Origin of the sequence: Nocardia sp. CDC160 (genome assembly GCF_035818795.1) — a bacterium.
Lineage (GTDB): Bacteria > Actinomycetota > Actinomycetes > Mycobacteriales > Mycobacteriaceae > Nocardia.
On sequence record NZ_JAYKYT010000001.1, the window covers coordinates 856431 to 874638 of the forward strand.

Below are 18208 nucleotides of genomic sequence, written 5' to 3' on the forward strand. Positions count from 1 at the left end.
TCTCCTACTATCGCGGCACACGCGGGAGCCGCAGGCCCATTTGGGCGATCAGTTCACGCATGACCTCGTTGACACCGCCGCCGAAGGTCACCACCAGGTTCTGTTTGGTGCGCTTGTCCAGCCACACCAACAGTTCGGCGGTGGCCGGGTCGGCGGAATCGCCGAAACGACCCACGATCTCCTCGGCCAGGCGGCCCGCCTCCTGCAGCGCCTCGGTGGAGAACACCTTGGTCGCCGAGGCGTCGGCGATGACATCGCGCGGATCGGCGTCGGCACGTTCCATATTGGAGGCGACCTGCCAGTTCAGCAGTTCGTTCAGCCGGGTCATGGCGTGCAGGCGGCCCAGCGTGCGCCGCACATCGGCCTCACCGAGCACACCCTGCTTCTGCGCCCATTCGCGCACCGCCTCGTACAGCTGCTCGATCTTGCCCGACGGTCCCAGGCTCACCCGCTCGTGATTGAGCTGGGTGGTGATCAGCTTCCAGCCGCCGTTCTCCTCGCCGACCATCATGTTCGCGGGGACGCGGACATTGTCGAAGTAGGTGGCGTTGGTGTGGTGCGCGCCGTCGGCGGTGATGATCGGGGTCCACGAGTAGCCCGGATCCTTGGTGTCCACGATGAGGATGGTGATGGCCCGGTGTCGCGCCTCGACCGGACCGGTCCGCACCGCCAGCCAGATGTAGTCGGCCTCGTGCGCGCCGGTGGTGAAGATCTTCTGGCCGTTGACGATCCAGTCGCCATTGGCATCGCGCACCGCGGAGGTGCGCAGCGCCGCCAGATCGGTGCCCGCGTCGGGTTCGGAGTAGCCGATGGCGAAATGCACGTCACCGGTGAGGATTCCGGGCAGGAACTTCCGCTTCTGCTCCTCGGTGCCGTAGGACTGCAGCGCCGGGCCGACGGTCAGCAGCGTCACCAGGGGCACGGGCACATCGGCCCGGACCGCTTCATTGTAGAAGATCTGCTGTTCCAGCGGCCCGAAGCCCTGCCCGCCGTACTCCTTGGGCCAGCCGACACCGAGCTTGCCGTCGCGGCCCATGCGCTTGACCACCGCCCGGTAGGCGTCGCCGTGGCGGTTCACCAGCATCTCGGCCTCCTCCTCGGGAGTCACGAGACCGGTGAAATACGAACGCAATTCGTCGCGCAGCTGCCGCTGTTCCGCGGTCAGTTCGATGAACATCTGGCTCCCAAACGGTCCAGCCGGAACGATTCGCCGCCGAGCCAGCGCGCGATGTCCTTGGCCTGTGAGTAGTAGCGGTGCAGCGGATGGGTGATGTCGACGCCCAGGCCGCCGTGCAGGTGGTGACACTTCTGCATGGCCGCGGGCAACTCCGAGGCCACCGAGTACGCCAGCACGTCCAGGTCGTCGTCGATCCGCTCGATGTCGGGCTCCGCCTGGGCCAATGCCCAGGCGGCCGAGCAGGCGGCCACGTGCAGGGTCCGCGACACCACGTAGACATCGGCGATCTGCTGTGCGACGGCCTGGAATTCGGCCAGCGGGCGGCCGAACTGCTGGCGGGTCCGCACATGCTCGGCGGTCAGCGCGACCACGCCCTTGAGCAGGCCGTCGGCCACCGCGCCGAGGCTGGCCAGCGCGTAGCGGTGCAGCTCGGTCAGGCCATCGGGGAGCAGTTGCTCGGCCGGGATCTCCACCTGGTCGAAGCGGAGCGAAAACTCCGGCACGCCATCGGAAGTCGGGTTCGCGGTGCGGGTGATGCCCGCGGCGTCACCGTCCACCACGGCGATGCCATTGTCGGTGGGCACCAGAATCCAGCGCGCGGTCTCGGCGTAGGGCACCGCCACCTTGTGGCCGCTGATCCGGACGGTGGTGCCGTCGGAGACCGCGGTGGTCTCCGGCTTCACGGTGAACGGCGAACCGGTCTCGTGCAGCGCGGCGGTCAACACCGCGCCCTGCGCCACGGCCGGAAACAGCTTCTCCGCCAAGGCATCCGGCACACCGATCGCCTTCAGGGGCAGCACGCCGAAGCCCAGCGTGGCGAGCGCGGGCACCTGCGCGGCGTCGGTGGCCAGCTCGGTGAGCATGGCCGAGACCTCGAGCAGGCCCATATCGTCGCCGCCGAATTTCTCCGGCAGCGGCACGGCCAGCAAACCGCTGTCCGAAATGACCGGCCACAGCGCGATATCGCGCGCGCTGTCACGTTCCAGCAAACTTACGACAACCTCGGCGACAGCGTCCTGGCTCTCGTCCCTGGTGAAGTCCAATTCCATGCTCCCGGTTGAGGTGTGGGTTAGCCGTGCGACTCGCGTGGCAACCCGAGGATCCGTTCACCGGCGACGGTCAACAGAATCTGCTCGGTCCCGCCAGCAATCGACAAACAGCGTGTGAGCAGGAATTCTTTCACCACATCGGTTTCCAGAGCACCCGCCGCACCGGACAATTCGACGGCAAATTCGGCCACCGCCTGCCGGTGCCGGACACCGACCAGCTTGCGAACGCTACTTTGCGCGGCGGGGTCGCCACCGGTCAGCAGCTTCTGTGCCGCACGAGCTTCCAGCAAGGTTCCAGCAACAGATTCTGAAATGAGTGCGCCCAAGCGGTCCGCCACCACTTCCGCACCCGGCCCCGAGGTCGGGGCGGCGGCGATCATGGCCTCCAGCTCCTCGCCGATTCCCTTGCCGCCCATGGCGACTCGTTCGGCCGACAGGGTCGAGCGCGCGATCTTCCAACCGTTGCCCAACTCACCGACCAAGCATTCGTCCGGAACGAACACGTCATCGAGGAACACCTCGTTGAAGCGCGCCTCACCGGTGATCTCCACCAGCGGGCGGATGTCCAGCCCGGGGCTCTTCATATCGACCAGGAAGTAGCTGATGCCCTTGTGCTTCGGCGCGGCCGGGTCGGTGCGCGCCAGGCAGATACCCCACGTCGCCCGATCCGCCAGCGAGGTCCACACCTTCTGGCCGCGCAGCCTCCAGCCGCCCTCGACCCGCTCGGCCACCGTGCGCAGCGAGGCCAGGTCGGAACCCGCGCCCGGCTCGGAGAACAGCTGACACCAGATGACCTCGCCGGTCAGCGTCGGCATGGCGAAGCGCTCGATCTGCTCGGCTGTGCCCCACTGCAGCAGCGTCGGGATGGCCCAGTTGGCAATCACGATGTCCGGCAACTCGATACCGGCCTGGCGAATCTGATCCTCGATCTGGGTGCGCAGGATCGGACCGGCCCCGCGGCCGTAGGGTGCGGGCCAGTGCGAGGCCAGCAGTCCCGCCTCGGCCAGCGCCACGCGCTGCTCGGGCTGCGGCAGCGCCGCGATCTTGGCCAGGTCGGCCGCCAGCACCGCCGCCTCGGCGGCATCCAAACCGGCTGCCTCCCAGGCCGATCCGGCCTCGTCGTCACCCAGATCGATGCTGACCGTGCGGCGCTCGCCCGCCAGCGTCAGCTCCGCGACCCGGGCACGCCAGCGCGCCGAACCGCCCAGCAGCTGCCGCAGGGCGGTGGCCCGGCGCAGGTACAGGTGCGCGTCGTGCTCCCAGGTGAACCCGATGCCGCCGAGAACCTGAATGCAGTCCTTGGCATTCTCGACCGCCGCGTCCAGCGCCACGGCCAGGGCGACGGCCGCGGCCAAGCGCAGTTCCGCGCTCCCGGAATCGACGGCCGCCGCGGCATCGGCGGCCACCGCGCGAATCTGCTCGGCCCGGCACAGCATCCACGCGCAAAGATGTTTGATCGCTTGGAATTCACCGATCTTGCGGCCGAATTGTTCACGCACCTTGGCATATTCGGTGGCGGTCTCGAGGCACCAGCCCGCGATACCGGCGGCCTCCGCGGCCACCAGCGTGGCCGCCACGTCGAGCACCGAAAAGTCCGGCTCGAAAAGACGATCCGCGGCCACGGCCACATCGGCGCACATGACCTTGGCCAGCGGCACGCTCTGGTCGAGCGCGGCCAGCGGCTCCACCCGCAGCCCGGCGGCGTCGGCCTCGATCAAGGCCCAGAGGTGACGGTCGCCGTCACGCACCGGGACCAGCACCGCCGTGCCCGGCGCGGCACCGGGAACCGAGTCCCATTCGCCGGACACCGTGGCCCCGGATTCGCCCACGGATATCGCGATTTCACCCCCGAGCGCGACGCCGCATGGCGTAATCTCGTCGAGCGCCTCGCCGGTGACCAGACCCGCCAGAGCCGTCGAGAGCACCGGTCCGCCGACCAGGTCATGCGCCGCCTGCTCCACCAGAACGGCCAGATCCCCGACGGTCCCACCCGCGCCCCCGGCCTCTTCCGGCACCGCGACCCGGAATATCCCGAGTTCGGCCAGGCGCGGCCAGTATTCGCGCCAGAATTCCGGTGTGCCCGAACGCAGTGTTGCAATTGGGCGCACCGCGGCAGCCCATCCACGCATCGACTCCTGAACGGCTTTATGCTCGTCAGTGGTGGCTATGGTCACACTCCATACCGCCTTTCCGGCGTGACTTCAGCTCCTAGAACATGTTCTAATGTTCGAGCCGGGCTGAAGTCAAGCGCCGTCCGGTCGCGGTACGAACTCGTGTGTAGGAAAGGACTTTCAACCGATGGCCAGTCCCTCCCGATCGCAGGCCGCCGACGGTGGACGCACCGCGCCCGCGCCCGTCACCACCCTCAGCGAGGAGGATCTGAGCTCGGCGGCGCAGCGCGACCGACGCAAGCGCATCCTCGACGCCACCCTCGCGCTGGCCTCCAAGGGCGGATACGACGCGGTGCAGATGCGCGCCGTGGCCGAGCGCGCGGATGTCGCCGTCGGCACGCTCTACCGGTACTTCCCGTCCAAGGTGCACCTGCTGGTGTCCGCCCTGGCCCGGGAATTCGAGCAGTTCGAGGGGCGCCGCAAGCCGCTCGCGGGCGCGACCCCGCAGGAGCGCATGCACCTGCTGCTCACCCAGGTCACCCGGGCCATGCAGCGCGACCCCCTGCTCACCGAGGCCATGACTCGCGCCTTCATGTTCGCCGACGCCTCCGCGGCCGCCGAGGTCGATCGCGTCGGCAAGGTGATGGACCGCTTCTTCGCCCGGGCCCTGTCCGACGAGACCCCCACCGACCGCCAGTTGGCCATCGCCCGAGTCATTTCCGACGTCTGGCTGTCCAACCTGGTCGCCTGGCTGACCCGCCGCGCCTCGGCCACCGATGTGACCGAACGATTGGAACTCACCGTCGATCTGCTCATCGGCGGCGGAGACAAGGAGTAGCGCGAACGCATCCTTGCGTTCGTCGTGTCGAGGGGCCGCCCGGTCCGGAGAACCGGGCGGCCCCTCTGCTGTTTGCTGAAACCACGCTGGTCAAGCGGGGTAACGCACTAGCAAACCGCGCGTGTCTCACAGAACCGGTGAACGACGCGGAAGTGTCTTGTAAACGCTATGTATCACCGCACACACGAGTGGGCAATCAAGACCCAGTAGCATCACTCGCGCCCTGAAAAATCTCCTCCGATCATTAGGTTGGATGCGTGAGCGCACAGGATTTGTCACTGGAACTTCGCCGTGCCCTGTCGGCCATCGCCCGCGTGCCACGGTTGCTGGTCGCTTCGGACTACGACGGGACTATCGCGCCCATCGTCTCCGACCCGACCAAGGCCTATCCCCACCGAGAGTCCGTGAGTGCCCTGCGCGCGCTCGCCGGACTCACCGGCACCACGGCCGCCGTCATCTCCGGTCGCGCGCTGCGCGACCTCGCGGCCCTGTCCCGGCTTCCCGTCGAGGTACAGCTGATCGGTAGCCACGGTTCGGAATTCGATGTCGGCTTCGTGCACGCCATCGACAACGACGCCAAACAGCTACTGGCGGAGGTCACCACGACCCTGACCCAGATCGCTCAGGACAATCCGGGCGCCACCGTCGAAATCAAACCGGCCAGCGTGGCCCTCCACGTCCGCAATGCCAGCCCCGAAATCGGCCGTCGCGCACTGGTTCAGGTGCGACAGGGCCCGGCCAGTTGGGTCGGCGTGCAGACCACCGAGGGCAAGGAGGTCATCGAGCTCGCGGTCGTGGAGACCGACAAGGGCGCGGCGCTCGATATCGTCCGCCATCAGCAGGGCGCGTCCGCTGCCCTGTTCATCGGCGACGACGTGACCGATGAGAAGGCGTTCAAGCGCCTCTCCGGGCCGGATGTCGGAATCAAGGTCGGTGACGGCGAGAGTCTCGCGAAGTATCGAGTCGCCAGCACCGAGGAGGTGTCGAAGGCGCTGGCGTTCCTACTCGAGGAGCGCCGCACATGGTTGGCAGGTGCCAGCGCCCCTCGAATCGAACGGCTGACCATGCTGGCCAGCCCGCGCTCCAAAGCCCTTGTCACACCGGACGGCACCATCACCTGGCTGTGCCATCCCGAACCCGACTCCGCCGCCATCTTCGCCCACCTGCTGGGCGGACCGGGCGCGGGGCACTTCACCATTCAGCCCGAGCGCCACGGCCTGCCGCTGTCGCAGCGGTACGTCGACGGCACCATGACCGTCGAAACCCGTTGGTCGAGTTTGCAGGTGGTGGACTACCTGCCGCACGACGTGGTGCCCGAGCGCACCGACCTGACCCGCGTCATCACCGGTGACGCCAAGGCCGTCATCACCTTCGCGCCCCGCCCCGAATTCGGGCAGGTGCCGGTGCGGCTGGTGCACGCCACCGGCGGACTCAAGGTGGAGGGCACCAACGATCCGATGGTGCTGCGCTCCCCGGGCGTGGACTGGGAGATCATCGACGAGGGCAATCACCACACCGCCCGCGCCGTGGTCGACCCCCGACAGGGTCCGATCGTGCTGGAAATGCGCTGCGGCACCTCGGATCTCGCGCCCGCCATGCGGCCCGAGAGCGACCGCCGCCGGGAAGCCGAACGCTACTGGGCGGATTGGGTCGGCACGCTCGAATTGCCGCCGCTCAAGCCGGATCTCATGAAGCGCTCCGCGCTCACCCTGCGCGGCCTGGTGCACGCGCCGTCCGGATCCATTCTGGCCGCGGCCACCACCTCGCTGCCCGAGGACATCGGCGGCGTGCGCAACTGGGACTACCGCTACTGCTGGCTGCGCGACGCCTCGCTGACCGCGTCCGCGCTGGTCTCGCTGGGTTCGCTCGCCGAGGCCGAGGACCTGCTGGCCTGGGTGCACCGGGTGCTCGAGACCCTGCCCGGCCCCGAGCGGCTGCACCCGCTGTACACGCTCTACGGCGAGACCCTGCCGCCCGAGGCCGTCATCGACCAGTTGCCCGGCTACGCCGGTTCGCGGCCGGTGCGGGTCGGCAACGCGGCGAACATGCAGGTGCAGCTGGACGTGTTCGGGCCCATCGTGGACCTCATCTCCCAGCTCGCCCACGCGCGGGAACGCAAGGGCATCAACGATCCGGCCAAGGCGCTGCCGGACATGGACTGGGAACTGGTGCACGCCATGGTGTCCGCGGTGCAGCGGCGCTGGCGCGAACCCGACCACGGTATCTGGGAGATCCGCGGCAATCCGCGCCACCACGTGTACTCGAAGGTCATGGGCTGGCTCACCGTGGACCGGGCGCTCACCCTGGCCCGCCAGTTCGGGCGACCCGTCGATCCGGAATGGGAGACGCTGCGCGACACCATTTCCGACGAGGTCAAGACCGAGGGCTGGAACGAGGAGGTGCAGTCCTACACGGCCGCCTACGAGGGCACCGATCTGGACGCGGCCACGCTGCACATCGGGTTGTCCGGGCTCATCGACCCCTCGGACCCGCGCTTCGCGGCGACGGTGGTGGCGACCGAGGCCGAGCTGCGCAGCGGGTCGACCGTGTACCGGTACCACCACGACGACGGTCTGCCCGGCGGGGAGGGTGGCTTCCACCTCTGCGCCGCCTGGCTGGTCGAGGCGTATCTGTTGATCGGCAAGCGGGAGGACGCCGAGGCGTTGTTCGCGCAGCTGGTGGATGTCGCGGGACCGACCGGTCTGCTCTCGGAGGAGTACGACCCGGTTGCCGAACGCTCGCTCGGCAATCACCCGCAGGCCTACAGCCACCTCGGTCTGCTGCGCTGCGCGCAGTTGCTCAGCCAGCCGGTCGCGGCACTGACCTAGGGGATTAATGACACTGACCTAGGGGATTAGTGGCACTGACCTAGGGATTCATCGTTTCGAAAGGCCCGGGAAGCCCCTCGCTCCCCGGGCCTTTCGTGTCGCGGGCCACATCTCTTCGCACTGGTTAGGGACCTAGCGGTCGTTTGCGCTACATTCAAATGGCAATCGTTTTCGTTTTCCAGTAAGCCGCAGTGCCAGGAGTACCCCGCGTGACCAACAGCTTTGCCCGAGGTTTTGCCGTGTTCGCCGCCGGACTGGCCACCGTCGCCACCCTCACCGCCTGCGGCAGCTCGAAGGATTCCGATCGGCTCACCGTCGTCGCCTCCACCAATGTCTGGGGTGACATCACCAAGGCCGTGGCCGGACCCGACGTGCACGTCGAATCGATCATCAGCGATCCGAAAGTGGACCCGCACTCGTTCGAGGTCTCCCCCGCCGACGCCGCCAAGATCACCGACGCCAAGCTGGTCGTCTACAACGGCGGGCACTACGACGAATTCATCGACAAGGCCATCGCGGGCAAGAACACCAAGACCGTGAACGCCGTGAGCATCGCCTCCGAGGGCGACCACGATCACGACGGTGTCGGGCACGAGAATACCGCGGCCGCACCGGAACCCGCCAAATCCGAGGCCGCGGGCCACTCCCACGAGACCAACGAGCACGTCTGGTACGACGTGCACCAGGTCGGCCACATCGCCGAGCACATCGCCGACGCCCTGGGCGAGATCGACCCGGCCCACAAGCAGGCCTACGCCGACCGCGCCGCGGCCTTCGCCGCCAAGCTGGCCCCCATCGAGGCCGTGACCGCCAAGATCGCCGCCGAGCACCCGAATCAGCCGGTCCTGCAGACCGAGCCGCTGGCCGCCTACCTGCTCACCGCCGCCAAGGCGGACGACAAGACCCCGCACGCCTTCCAGGAGGCCATCGAACAGGGCACCGACCCGGCCCCCGCGGATGTGGCCGCGGTCCGGGACCTGTTGTCCACCAAGCAGGTTCGGGCCCTGGTCTACAACACCCAGACCGAGGACAAGCTCACCCAGGACCTTCGCGCCACCGCCGACAAGTCCGGCGTCGCCGTCGTCGAGGTCACCGAAACCCTCCCCGCGGGCAAGGACTACGTCACCTGGATGACCGACAACGCCAACGCCCTGGCCAAGGCACTGGGATAGCCACCCGCACCACCGCAGCACCCGGGAGCACCACCATGACCGCGAACACCGCGTCGGCAACCGACAGCGGCCTCACCTCCGCCGCGCCGGGATCGGCGACGAGCATCGCTGTGACACAGGCGGATACGACGCGCTCGGGAACGCCCGCGGTACGACTGTCCGGGGCGCGGCTGTCGTTCGGCGAGCGGACCCTGTGGGAGGGGCTGGATCTCGAGGTCGGTGCCGGGGAATTCATTGCGGTGCTGGGGCCCAACGGCTCCGGGAAGACCTCGATGCTGCGGATGCTGCTGGGACAGGTGGCGTTGAGCGCGGGGACGGCCGAGATCGCGGGAGCTCCCGCGCGGCTGGGGAATCCGGCCATCGGGTATGTGCCGCAACAGAAGACCATCGAGGGCGGATCGCAGTTGCGCGGCGTCGACCTGGTCGGGCTCGGAGTCGACGGGCACCGGTGGGGACTCGGGTTCCGCGGGCGCAAGGAACGCAAACGGAAAGTGGCCGAGGCGATCTCGGCCGTCGGCGCGGAGCGGTTCGCCTACGCGCCCCTGGACGCGCTGTCCGGTGGCGAGCAGCAGCGGCTGCGGGTGGCACAGGCGCTCGCCGGAGATCCCCGGGTGCTGCTGTGCGATGAGCCGCTGCTGTCGCTGGATCTGGCTAATCAGCGCCTGGTGTCCGAGCTCATCGACCGGCGGCGGCGCACCCACAACACCGCCGTGCTGTTCGTGACGCACGAGATCAATCCCATTCTGCCGCTGGTGGATCGGGTGCTGTACCTGGTGGACGGGCAATTCCGGATCGGGACGCCCGATGAGGTCATGACCTCCGAGACACTGTCGGAGCTGTACGGCACCGAGGTGGACGTGCTGCGGGTGCGCGGGCGACTGGTCGTGGTCGGCACCGGCGACGCCATGGACGCGCTCGGCGAATCCGGGGCCGCGCACTGCCACGGCGAAAACCGGCACGGCCACGGCGAGAGCGCGAAGGAGGCTCGGGCGTAATGGAAAAGCTGTCCAAGCTGTTCTCACAGCTGTTCGATGTCTCGACCACCACGCACCTGCTGTCCTACGACTTCGTGCAGCAGGCCGTCCTCGCCGCCGCGCTGCTCGGCCTGCTGGCCGGGGCCATCGGCCCCCTGATCATCAGCCGTCAGATGTCGTTCGCCGTGCACGGCACCAGCGAGCTCTCGCTGACCGGGGCCGCCGCCGCGCTGCTGGTCGGCATCGGTGTCGGGGCGGGCGCGATCATCGGCTCGGTCATCGCGGCCGTACTCTTCGGCGTGCTGGGTTCGCGTGCCCGCGAACGCGATTCGGTGATCGCGGTGGTGCTGTCCTTCGGCCTCGGCCTGTCGGTGCTGTTCCTGTGGCTCGGCCCCGAGCGGGCGGGCTCCAAGTTCTCGCTGCTCACCGGCCAGGTCGTGAGCGTCGGGAATTCCGGTCTGGGCCTGCTGGCCACCTGCACCGCGGCGGTGCTGGTGGTGCTGGCCGCGATCTACCGCCCGCTGCTGTTCGCCAGCTCCGACCCGGAAGTGGCGGTGGCGCGCGGGGTTCCGGTGCGGGCGCTGTCCATCGTCTTCGCGGTGCTGCTCGGTGTGACCGCCGCCTTCGGGGTGCAGATCGTCGGCGCGCTGCTGGTGCTGTCGCTGCTCATCACCCCGGCGGCCGCGGCCGCCCAGCTCACCGCGAGTCCGGTGCGGGTCGCGGTGCTATCGATCGTGTTCGCCGAGATCGCCGCCGTCGGAGGCATTCTGCTCTCGCTGGCCCCCGGCGTCCCGATCTCGACCTTCGTCACCACCATCTCGTTCACGATCTACCTGATCTGCCGCATCGTGGGCCGCCGCACCCGCAATCACCGCCGGATTCTCGTCGCCGCCTGATTTTTCGCGCGCTGGCGAAACGAATCCGCGTCGAATCCGCGATCTACCGCATGAGGGGCGGGCAGATCGCCCCCGCGCACCCTCCCGGCACCAACAACCCCTCGGCCGGGAGGGTGTTCGCGGGTCACCACGGGTTGTTCGGGTGTCATCGCAGGATGTTCGGGGCTCAGCCACCCTCACCCGCGAGTGCGAACAGGCCATCGGCGGTCTGCTCGATCAGACCGTCCACCAGCAGCGAATCCAGCGCCCGGTCCCGCTGCCCCGGATCGCGAGTCCAGGCCAGGTCCAGGCGAACCCGCTCGACCGGACCCGACGCGTCGCGCAGCACATCCAGCAGGCGGCCGCGCGCCTGGCGATCGGTGCCCTCGTACTTCTGCACCCGACGCACGGTCTCGGCGACCGGACGACCGGCGGATACCCACGCGCACTTGGGAAGTGGGCACCGCTCGCACTCCGGGGTGCGGGCGGTGCAGATCAGCGCGCCCAGCTCCATCAGGGCGGCCGACATGACCGCCGCCCGCTCGACCGAGACGGGCAGCAGCGCCTCGGTCTCGGCGAGATCGCGCGCGGCCGGATTGCCCGCGTCGGCCCGGCCGTGCACCGCACGCGCCACCACGCGCCGAACATTGGTGTCCACCACCGGAACTCGCTGCCCGTAGGCGAAACAGGCCACGGCCCGGGCGGTGTACGCGCCGATGCCCGGCAGGCTCAGCAGCACGTCCACATCGGTCGGCACCTCGTCACCGTGCTCCTGCGCCAGCACCCGCGCGCACTCGTGCAGCCGCAGCGCGCGGCGCGGATAGCCGAGCTTGCCCCACGCGCGCAGCACCTCACCCTGCGAGGCGGCGGCCATGGCCGAGGGCACCGGCCACCGGGCCACCCACTCCCGCCAGATGGGTTCCACCCGCACCACCGGCGTCTGCTGCAGCATGATCTCGCTCATGAGGATCTGCCACGCGGTGACACCGGACCGCCGCCACGGCAGATCCCGCGCGGTCGCGCCGTACCACTCGATGAGCGCGTCGCTGTCCAAAACTGCCTCCTCCCGGCCGCTCCCGATGGTATCCATAGCGCGCACCCGCCGAATCCGGCGGCTCACCGCGCGTGCGATAGTGCGGTCGGACCGTCTTTGCCGGACCGTAACGCTAGCGACTCGCCGGTAACCGAGGGGCTATGGAAAATGGGACACATGCCGCATAACAACCCGATTAGTGCCTGGAAAGCCCTGCGCGAAGGCAATGAGCGCTTCGTCAACGGCACGTTGCAGCACCCTAGCCAGGGTGCCGTCGACCGGGCGAAACTCGTCGCGGGCCAGCAGCCCAGCGCCGTACTGTTCGGTTGCGGCGACTCTCGCGTCGCCGCCGAGATCATCTTCGACCAGGGCCTCGGCGACATGTTCGTGGTTCGCACCGCCGGGCACGTCATCGACTCCTCGGTGCTGGGTTCCATCGAATACGGCGTGCAGGTGCTGTCGGTGCCGCTGATCGTGGTGCTCGGCCACGACAGCTGCGGTGCGGTCCGCGCCACCATCGACGCCCTCGACCACGGCAATGTGCCCGGCGGATTCATCCGCTCGGTGGTCGAACGCGTCACGCCGTCGATTCTCATCGGACGCCGCGAGGGCCTGTCCGAGGTCGACGAGCTCGAGGCCCGCCACGTCGAGGAGACCGCGCGCCTGCTCATGCAGCGGTCGATGATCATCTCCCAGCGCGTGGCCACCGGCGAATGCGCGATCGCGTGCGTCACCTACAACCTCTCCGACGGCGAGATCAAGCTGCACCGCGTCATCGGCAACATCGGCGAAGTGGTCTGAGGACTGCTCTCTGGGATCTCCCGTGCCCACTGCTGACGCAGTGGGCACGGACAGTGAAGGAGAGGAGCGGCAAAGAGGGGCGGATCGGCGCGGGCGGCGGAATTTACAGGCCGCGTAGCCGCTTTCACGTCCGACACGCCGAGACCCTGCCCGGGATGATCCCGACGGTGCCCTTACCGTTGTCACCGTGCTGGAACCGAACGGACCACTGCCACCGGAAATCTACTGGCGCCGTCGCGCGGCCGCGATCGGCGCCCTGGTGATCGCGCTCGCGCTGGTGATCTGGGGCGCGTTCGCCCTGCTCAAGGGCGGCGGCGACCACAAGGCGGACGCCAAGGCGTCCACCACCGCCAGCGCCGCGGCCACCAACAAGCCCGCGGGCAGCTCCTCGGCCGCGGCGGACGCGAGTACCCCCAAGCCTTCCGCCGCGACCTCGAGCGGCGCCGCGCCCGCCGCCGCGCAGGGCCAGTGCCCGGATCAGTCACTGGCCGTGAAGGTCACCGTCGGGCAGCCCACCTACAAGACCGGTGAGCAGCCGCAGTTCGGCATTGTCATCACCAATATCTCCAGCGCCGCCTGCGAACGCGACATGGGTTCGGGGCTGCAGCTGGTCCAGGTGCAGTCCCTGGACGGCCAGCGCAAGCTGTGGTCGAGCACCGACTGCTACCCGGACGGCACCCCCGACATGCGCAGCCTGGCCCCCGGGCAGCAGGCCGCCTTCACCGTCACCTGGTCCGGCTCCACCTCCCAGCCCAACTGCGCCGGTGAGCGGGTCCCCGTGCCGTCGGGCCCGTACACCGTTGTGGCCCAGCTCGGTTCGGTGCGCAGCGCCCCGGAGCCGTTCAATATCGCCTGAGTTAATCCAGCACACACGCCGGAGGCCGGGATCCGATCCATGGATCCCGGCCTCCGGCGTTATTCGAGAATTCCCGGAATTGCGAACAGAATTCATTCTCGAGCGAATACCGTTCACCCGCGATCATTCGATTTCGACTGTCATTCGGCCATTTCTACCGGAACGTCCGCACGCCGCCGTTTACGAAGTCCGGTAACCGCAAGCGCGGCACGGATATCGGCGACCTCGCGCACCGTGATGCTGCGGCCCGTGCGTTCCACGCCCGGCGGCACCAGCGCCTCGGTGAAGCCCAGCCGCTCCGCCTCCGCGAGCCTGCGGCTCAATCCGGTCACCTGCCGCACCTCGCCCGCCAGGCCCACCTCGCCCAGCACCACCAGCCCGCTGGGCAGCGCCTGATCCTGGCTGGCGCTCGCGATGGCAAGGGCCACAGCCAGATCCGCGGCGGGCTCGGTGAGCCGCATACCGCCCACGGTGGCCGCGTACACGTCCTGCTTGCCCACGTACACGCCGCCGCGGCTCTGGAGCACGGCCAGGACCATGGAAACGCGGTTGTAGTCCAGACCGCTCACCGCGCGCCGCGGCGCGGGCACCTGGGTGTCCACGGTGAGCCCCTGCACCTCGCCGAGCATGGGCCGCTTGCCGTCCATGGCGACTGTGACCGCCGTGCCCGGCACCGCGTCGCCCCGGTGGTGCAGGAACAGCCCGGAAGGGTCGTCCACGCAATGGATTCCGGCCTCCCGCATCTCGAAGCAGCCGACCTCGTCGGTGCTGCCGAAGCGGTTCTTGATGCCGCGCACCATGCGCAGCGAGGAATGCTTGTCGCCCTCGAACTGCAGCACCACGTCCACCAGATGCTCGAGCGTGCGCGGACCGGCCACCGCGCCGTCCTTGGTGACGTGCCCGACCAGCAGCACCGCGATCCCGCTCGCCTTGGCCAGCGAGGTCAGCGCCGCGGTCACCGAACGCACCTGGGTGACACCGCCGATCACGCCGTCCGCGTCGGCGGCCAGCATGGTCTGCACCGAGTCCACCACCAGCAGTGTGGGTTTCACCTGCTCCACGTGGCCCAGAATGGTCGCCAGATCGGATTCGGCGGCCAGGTACACCTTGTCGTGCACCGCGCCCGTCCGGTCGGCCCGCAGGCGCACCTGGCCCGCCGACTCCTCCGCGGTCACGTACAGCGCGATCTCGTTGTTCGCCCGGGCCCACCGGTGCGCCACCTCGAGCAACAGCGTGGACTTGCCGACCCCCGGCTCCCCCGACAACAGCACCACCGACCCGGGGATGATCCCCCCGCCCAGCACCCGGTCCAGCTCGGACACGCCCGTCCCCCGCGCGTGCGTCTTGTTCGAGTCGACGCTCGAGATCGGCACCGCCGCCGTGCTCGGCAGCATCGCCCGCCGCCCCGTCGCCACCGCCGCCGACGACGCGGCGATCTCCTCGATGGTCCCCCATCCGCCGCAATCCGGGCAGCGCCCAACCCATTTCGCCACCTCGTGCGCGCACTCCGCGCACCGGTACAGCGATTTCACCTTGGCCACGCGGGCAGCCTAATCAGCACCCCCGACACTCTCCGGCAACACCGCGCCCGGAACCGGTTCGGCCGAGCCCGAATACGACGGTGCCCGCCCCGGAGGATCCGGGACGGGCACCGTCGAAGTATCGGTTACGAGCTCAGTGCTCGCCGCCCTTCTCGGCCTTCGGGGGCTCCTGGCGCGGGTTGTTCGGGCCCGCGTCGACCGGAGTGTTGACGACGACGGTGCCGCCCTCCTTGAAGTTGAAGGTCAGCGGGTAGGTCAGGCCCGGGGTGACGTCTTTGGTCAGGCCGGTGACCTCGACCAGGATCGGCTTGGCGTTCGGGTCGGTGACCTTGTCGCTGGCCGCCTCGCCCTGGTTCTGCTCGTGCACGGCGGCGGCCTGGGCCGCGTCCTTGGCGGTCGGCTTGTCGGCGACGACCACGCTGGACGGCTTGATCTCGACCTTGTCGGCCAGCTTGACCTGGCCCAGATCGGAGCTGATGCTGACCAGCTCGTCGGTCTTGGAATCGCTCAGGTTGACGGCGCTGAAGGCCAGCACGGCCTTGCCGCCCTTGGCGTTGTTGTACTCCTCGGTCTGCGGGAGCAGGAAGCGCACGTCGCGCAGGGCGATGGAACCGACATTCGCGCTGTTGCCATTCACGGCCGCGACCTGGGTGGCGGTCTGCGAGACCTGACCGGCGCCGCAACCCGACAGCGCGAGCACCGCACCCGCGGCGAGTGCGGCAACTGTCACGGCACGCCGGCGCGGCTTCGACGCAAGGGTGGCTTTCAGGGCAGTCACGGGGTCCTCCATGTCGACCGGGCTAACTCCACTATGGAGAGTAGTAGTCACAGAGAGTAATGCGTGCGTTCCCCCGCGCTACACGCGGGCGGTGTCGCGTGCGCGTGGTGGATACGGCCGTGTGCGTGTCGTGGATACGGCGGCGTGCGCGCGGCGGAAGCGCCAGGGGGCCTGACAGAGATTCGGAGACGACTTCTCGAGAGCGGCATTGCCGTTTATGTGAGGGTGCTCGGTCGCGTATGCGAAGTAGGCACTCGCATATGCGCGTGACAAGTGCGATGCGCTATCCCCTTATGCCACAACGGGATGCACACGATTCGCGTTCTGTCAACCCCCGCCGCCGCCTCGTTGTGGCCCTGACCTGCGCCGTTGATCGCGCCGTTACCGAGTCGCATGTTAAACTGTGAACATCGAAAGGGGCACGGGACACATGATTTTTAAGGTCGGAGACACCGTCGTTTACCCCCACCACGGAGCGGCGCTGATCGAAGCTATCGAAACCCGCACCATCAAGGGTGTACAAAAGGAGTATCTGGTCCTGAAGGTCGCACAAGGCGACCTGACCGTTCGGGTTCCCGCGGAGAATGCCGAGTACGTCGGCGTCCGCGACGTCGTTGGTCAGGAGGGCCTGGACCGGGTCTTCCAGGTGCTGCGGGCTCCGCACACCGAAGAGCCGACCAACTGGTCCCGTCGCTACAAGGCCAACCTCGAGAAGCTCGCCTCCGGCGATGTGAACAAGGTGGCCGAGGTCGTTCGCGACCTGTGGCGTCGTGAGCAGGATCGCGGCCTGTCCGCCGGTGAGAAGCGGATGCTGGCCAAGGCCCGCCAGATTCTCGTCGGTGAGCTCGCGCTCGCGGAAGGTACCGACGACGTCAAGGCCGAGACCCTGCTCGACGAGGTTCTCGCAGCGGCCTCCTGACCGTGAAAACAACACCCGGCGACGACACCCGTGTCGTCGCTCTGGTTCCTGCCGCCGGTATGGGCGTGCGTCTCGGCGAGAACAAGCCGAAGGCCTTCGTCCATGTCGGCGGCAGTCCCATGCTCACTTTGGCCGTGCAAGGGCTGATCGATTCCGGGTCGGTCGACGAAGTTGTGGTTATGGTGCCCGCCGAACTCGTCACCGAGACCCGCGCGCTGCTGCCGGTCTCCGCCGTGCCCGTTCGAGTGGTGCCCGGCGGGGCCGAGCGCACCGATTCGGTGCGGGCCGGGCTGGCCGCCGCGCCCGACGCCGCCCTCGTCCTGGTGCACGACGCGGCCCGGGCCCTGACTCCCCCGGCGCTCATCACCCGGGTGGTCGAGGAACTGCGCGCGGGCGCCCGGGCGGTGGTTCCCGCGCTGCCGGTGTCCGACACCATCAAGTCGGTGGACGCGGGCGGTGCCGTCACCGGCACGCCGGACCGATCCGGGTTGCGCGCCATTCAAACTCCGCAGGGCTTCGAGGCCGAGCTACTGCGCGCCGCCTACGCTGTGGGTACACAGGCGACAGACGATGCGGGGTTGGTGGAAATGCTGGGAGCGACCGTTCACACGGTGCTCGGTGACGCCCTGGCCTTCAAGATCACCACCCCCCTGGATCTGATCCTGGCCAATACCCTTGTCAGCCGTCGTGATACCCCCGACACCGCAGGTGGACTGGACACGACACGCGAGGCGGTGATCGCGCCGTGATCGATCCCCGGGCGCTGCGCACCGGCATCGGCAGCGATGTGCACCCCGTCGAACCCGGTCGGCCCTGCTGGATGGCGGGCCTGTTGTTCGAGGGCGACAGCGGCTGCGCGGGTCACTCCGACGGCGACGTCGCGGCGCACGCGCTGTGCGACGCGCTGCTGTCCGCGGCCGGATTGGGCGATGTGGGAGCGGTTTTCGGCACCGGCCGACCCGAATGGGAAGGCGTGTCGGGCGCGGCCATGTTGAAGGAAGTCCGGCGGCTTTTGGACGAGGCCGGATACGACATTGTCAATGCGGCTGTACAAGTAATCGGGAATCGCCCGAAAATCGGTCCGCGGCGGATCGAGGCACAGGATGTGCTGGGCGAGATTCTGGGTGCGCCGGTGTCGGTATCCGGCACCACCACCGACGGATTGGGCCTCACCGGCCGCGGCGAGGGCGTGGCGGCGGTTGCCACGGCGCTGCTGTGTTGTCGGGCCTGACGCGCCCGTAATCCGCCATTTCCCA

General features: G+C 68.6%; 16 protein-coding genes. 10 read left to right on the forward strand and 6 right to left on the reverse strand.

The features are described from left to right. Window positions 1–7: 7 nt before the first annotated feature. Genes VMT40_RS03765 through VMT40_RS03775 form a run of 3 tightly spaced genes read right to left on the reverse strand, consistent with a single transcriptional unit; the run spans window position 8 to window position 4400 of the window. Window positions 8–1177: an acyl-CoA dehydrogenase family protein gene (locus VMT40_RS03765; RefSeq protein ID WP_326356553.1), complete on the reverse strand. Its 1170-nt coding sequence runs from the start codon at window positions 1175–1177 to the stop codon at window positions 8–10. Further along, on the reverse strand, window positions 1162–2220 hold the full coding sequence (locus VMT40_RS03770) for an acyl-CoA dehydrogenase family protein (RefSeq protein WP_326356554.1): 1059 nt from the start codon (window positions 2218–2220) through the stop codon (window positions 1162–1164). Before VMT40_RS03770 ends, VMT40_RS03765 begins: the two co-directional genes overlap by 16 nt. Before the next feature lie 26 nt (window positions 2221–2246). After that, window positions 2247–4400 (reverse strand): acyl-CoA dehydrogenase, encoded by a 2154-nt coding sequence (locus tag VMT40_RS03775; RefSeq protein WP_326356555.1) that lies wholly within the window; start codon window positions 4398–4400, stop codon window positions 2247–2249. Window positions 4401–4524: 124 nt separating this feature from the next. Here VMT40_RS03775 and kstR point away from each other — a divergent pair, with 124 nt between their 5' ends. The 5 genes from kstR to VMT40_RS03800 all read left to right on the forward strand — a co-directional run bounded on the left by kstR (window position 4525) and on the right by VMT40_RS03800 (window position 11045). Further along, window positions 4525–5175, forward strand: a complete 651-nt coding sequence (gene kstR / locus VMT40_RS03780) for a cholesterol catabolism transcriptional regulator KstR (RefSeq protein WP_326356556.1) — start codon at window positions 4525–4527, stop codon at window positions 5173–5175. A 257-nt stretch (window positions 5176–5432) separates the two neighbouring features. Further along, entirely contained in the window at window positions 5433–8003 is a 2571-nt protein-coding gene (gene otsB, locus VMT40_RS03785) for a trehalose-phosphatase (RefSeq protein WP_326356557.1), read from the forward strand. A 209-nt stretch (window positions 8004–8212) separates the two neighbouring features. After that, window positions 8213–9175, forward strand: coding sequence for a metal ABC transporter solute-binding protein, Zn/Mn family (locus VMT40_RS03790; protein WP_326356558.1), 963 nt, complete (start codon window positions 8213–8215; stop codon window positions 9173–9175). A gap of 35 nt (window positions 9176–9210) precedes the next feature. After that, window positions 9211–10170 (forward strand): metal ABC transporter ATP-binding protein, encoded by a 960-nt coding sequence (locus VMT40_RS03795; RefSeq protein ID WP_326356559.1) that lies wholly within the window; start codon window positions 9211–9213, stop codon window positions 10168–10170. Beyond that, the gene (locus tag VMT40_RS03800; protein WP_326356560.1) at window positions 10170–11045 is read left to right on the forward strand and encodes a metal ABC transporter permease; all 876 of its coding nucleotides are present in this window, start codon (window positions 10170–10172) and stop codon (window positions 11043–11045) included. The genes VMT40_RS03795 and VMT40_RS03800 overlap by 1 nt, the downstream gene beginning before the upstream one ends. A 166-nt stretch (window positions 11046–11211) precedes the next feature. On the opposite strand, the gene VMT40_RS03805 is transcribed toward VMT40_RS03800, so the two are convergent. Next, on the reverse strand, window positions 11212–12114 hold the full coding sequence (locus VMT40_RS03805) for an A/G-specific adenine glycosylase (RefSeq protein WP_326356561.1): 903 nt from the start codon (window positions 12112–12114) through the stop codon (window positions 11212–11214). 120 nt (window positions 12115–12234) lie between these two features. Between VMT40_RS03805 and VMT40_RS03810 the strand changes: the two genes are divergently transcribed. Further along, window positions 12235–12858, forward strand: coding sequence for a carbonic anhydrase (locus VMT40_RS03810; RefSeq protein ID WP_326356562.1), 624 nt, complete (start codon window positions 12235–12237; stop codon window positions 12856–12858). A 187-nt stretch (window positions 12859–13045) separates the two neighbouring features. Beyond that, window positions 13046–13714 (forward strand): hypothetical protein, encoded by a 669-nt coding sequence (locus VMT40_RS03815; protein ID WP_326356563.1) that lies wholly within the window; start codon window positions 13046–13048, stop codon window positions 13712–13714. Window positions 13715–13854: 140 nt separating this feature from the next. Here VMT40_RS03815 and radA read toward each other — a convergent pair whose 3' ends face one another. After that, window positions 13855–15255 (reverse strand): DNA repair protein RadA, encoded by a 1401-nt coding sequence (gene radA / locus VMT40_RS03820; protein ID WP_326356564.1) that lies wholly within the window; start codon window positions 15253–15255, stop codon window positions 13855–13857. 133 nt (window positions 15256–15388) lie between these two features. Further along, complete coding sequence (locus tag VMT40_RS03825; RefSeq protein ID WP_326356565.1) at window positions 15389–16033, reverse strand: hypothetical protein; 645 nt, start codon at window positions 16031–16033, stop codon at window positions 15389–15391. 430 nt (window positions 16034–16463) lie between these two features. Here VMT40_RS03825 and carD point away from each other — a divergent pair, with 430 nt between their 5' ends. The 3 genes from carD to ispF are packed head-to-tail and all read left to right on the forward strand — an operon-like array spanning window position 16464 to window position 18183. Continuing rightward, the gene (gene carD / locus VMT40_RS03830) at window positions 16464–16952 is read left to right on the forward strand and encodes an RNA polymerase-binding transcription factor CarD (protein ID WP_019931623.1); all 489 of its coding nucleotides are present in this window, start codon (window positions 16464–16466) and stop codon (window positions 16950–16952) included. Between the two features lie 2 nt (window positions 16953–16954). Then, a complete protein-coding gene (gene ispD, locus VMT40_RS03835) occupies window positions 16955–17701 on the forward strand; it encodes a 2-C-methyl-D-erythritol 4-phosphate cytidylyltransferase (RefSeq protein ID WP_326356566.1) in 747 nt (248 codons plus the stop codon). A 14-nt stretch (window positions 17702–17715) separates the two neighbouring features. Further along, a complete protein-coding gene (gene ispF / locus VMT40_RS03840; protein WP_326357181.1) occupies window positions 17716–18183 on the forward strand; it encodes a 2-C-methyl-D-erythritol 2,4-cyclodiphosphate synthase in 468 nt (155 codons plus the stop codon). Window positions 18184–18208: the final 25 nt, after the last annotated feature.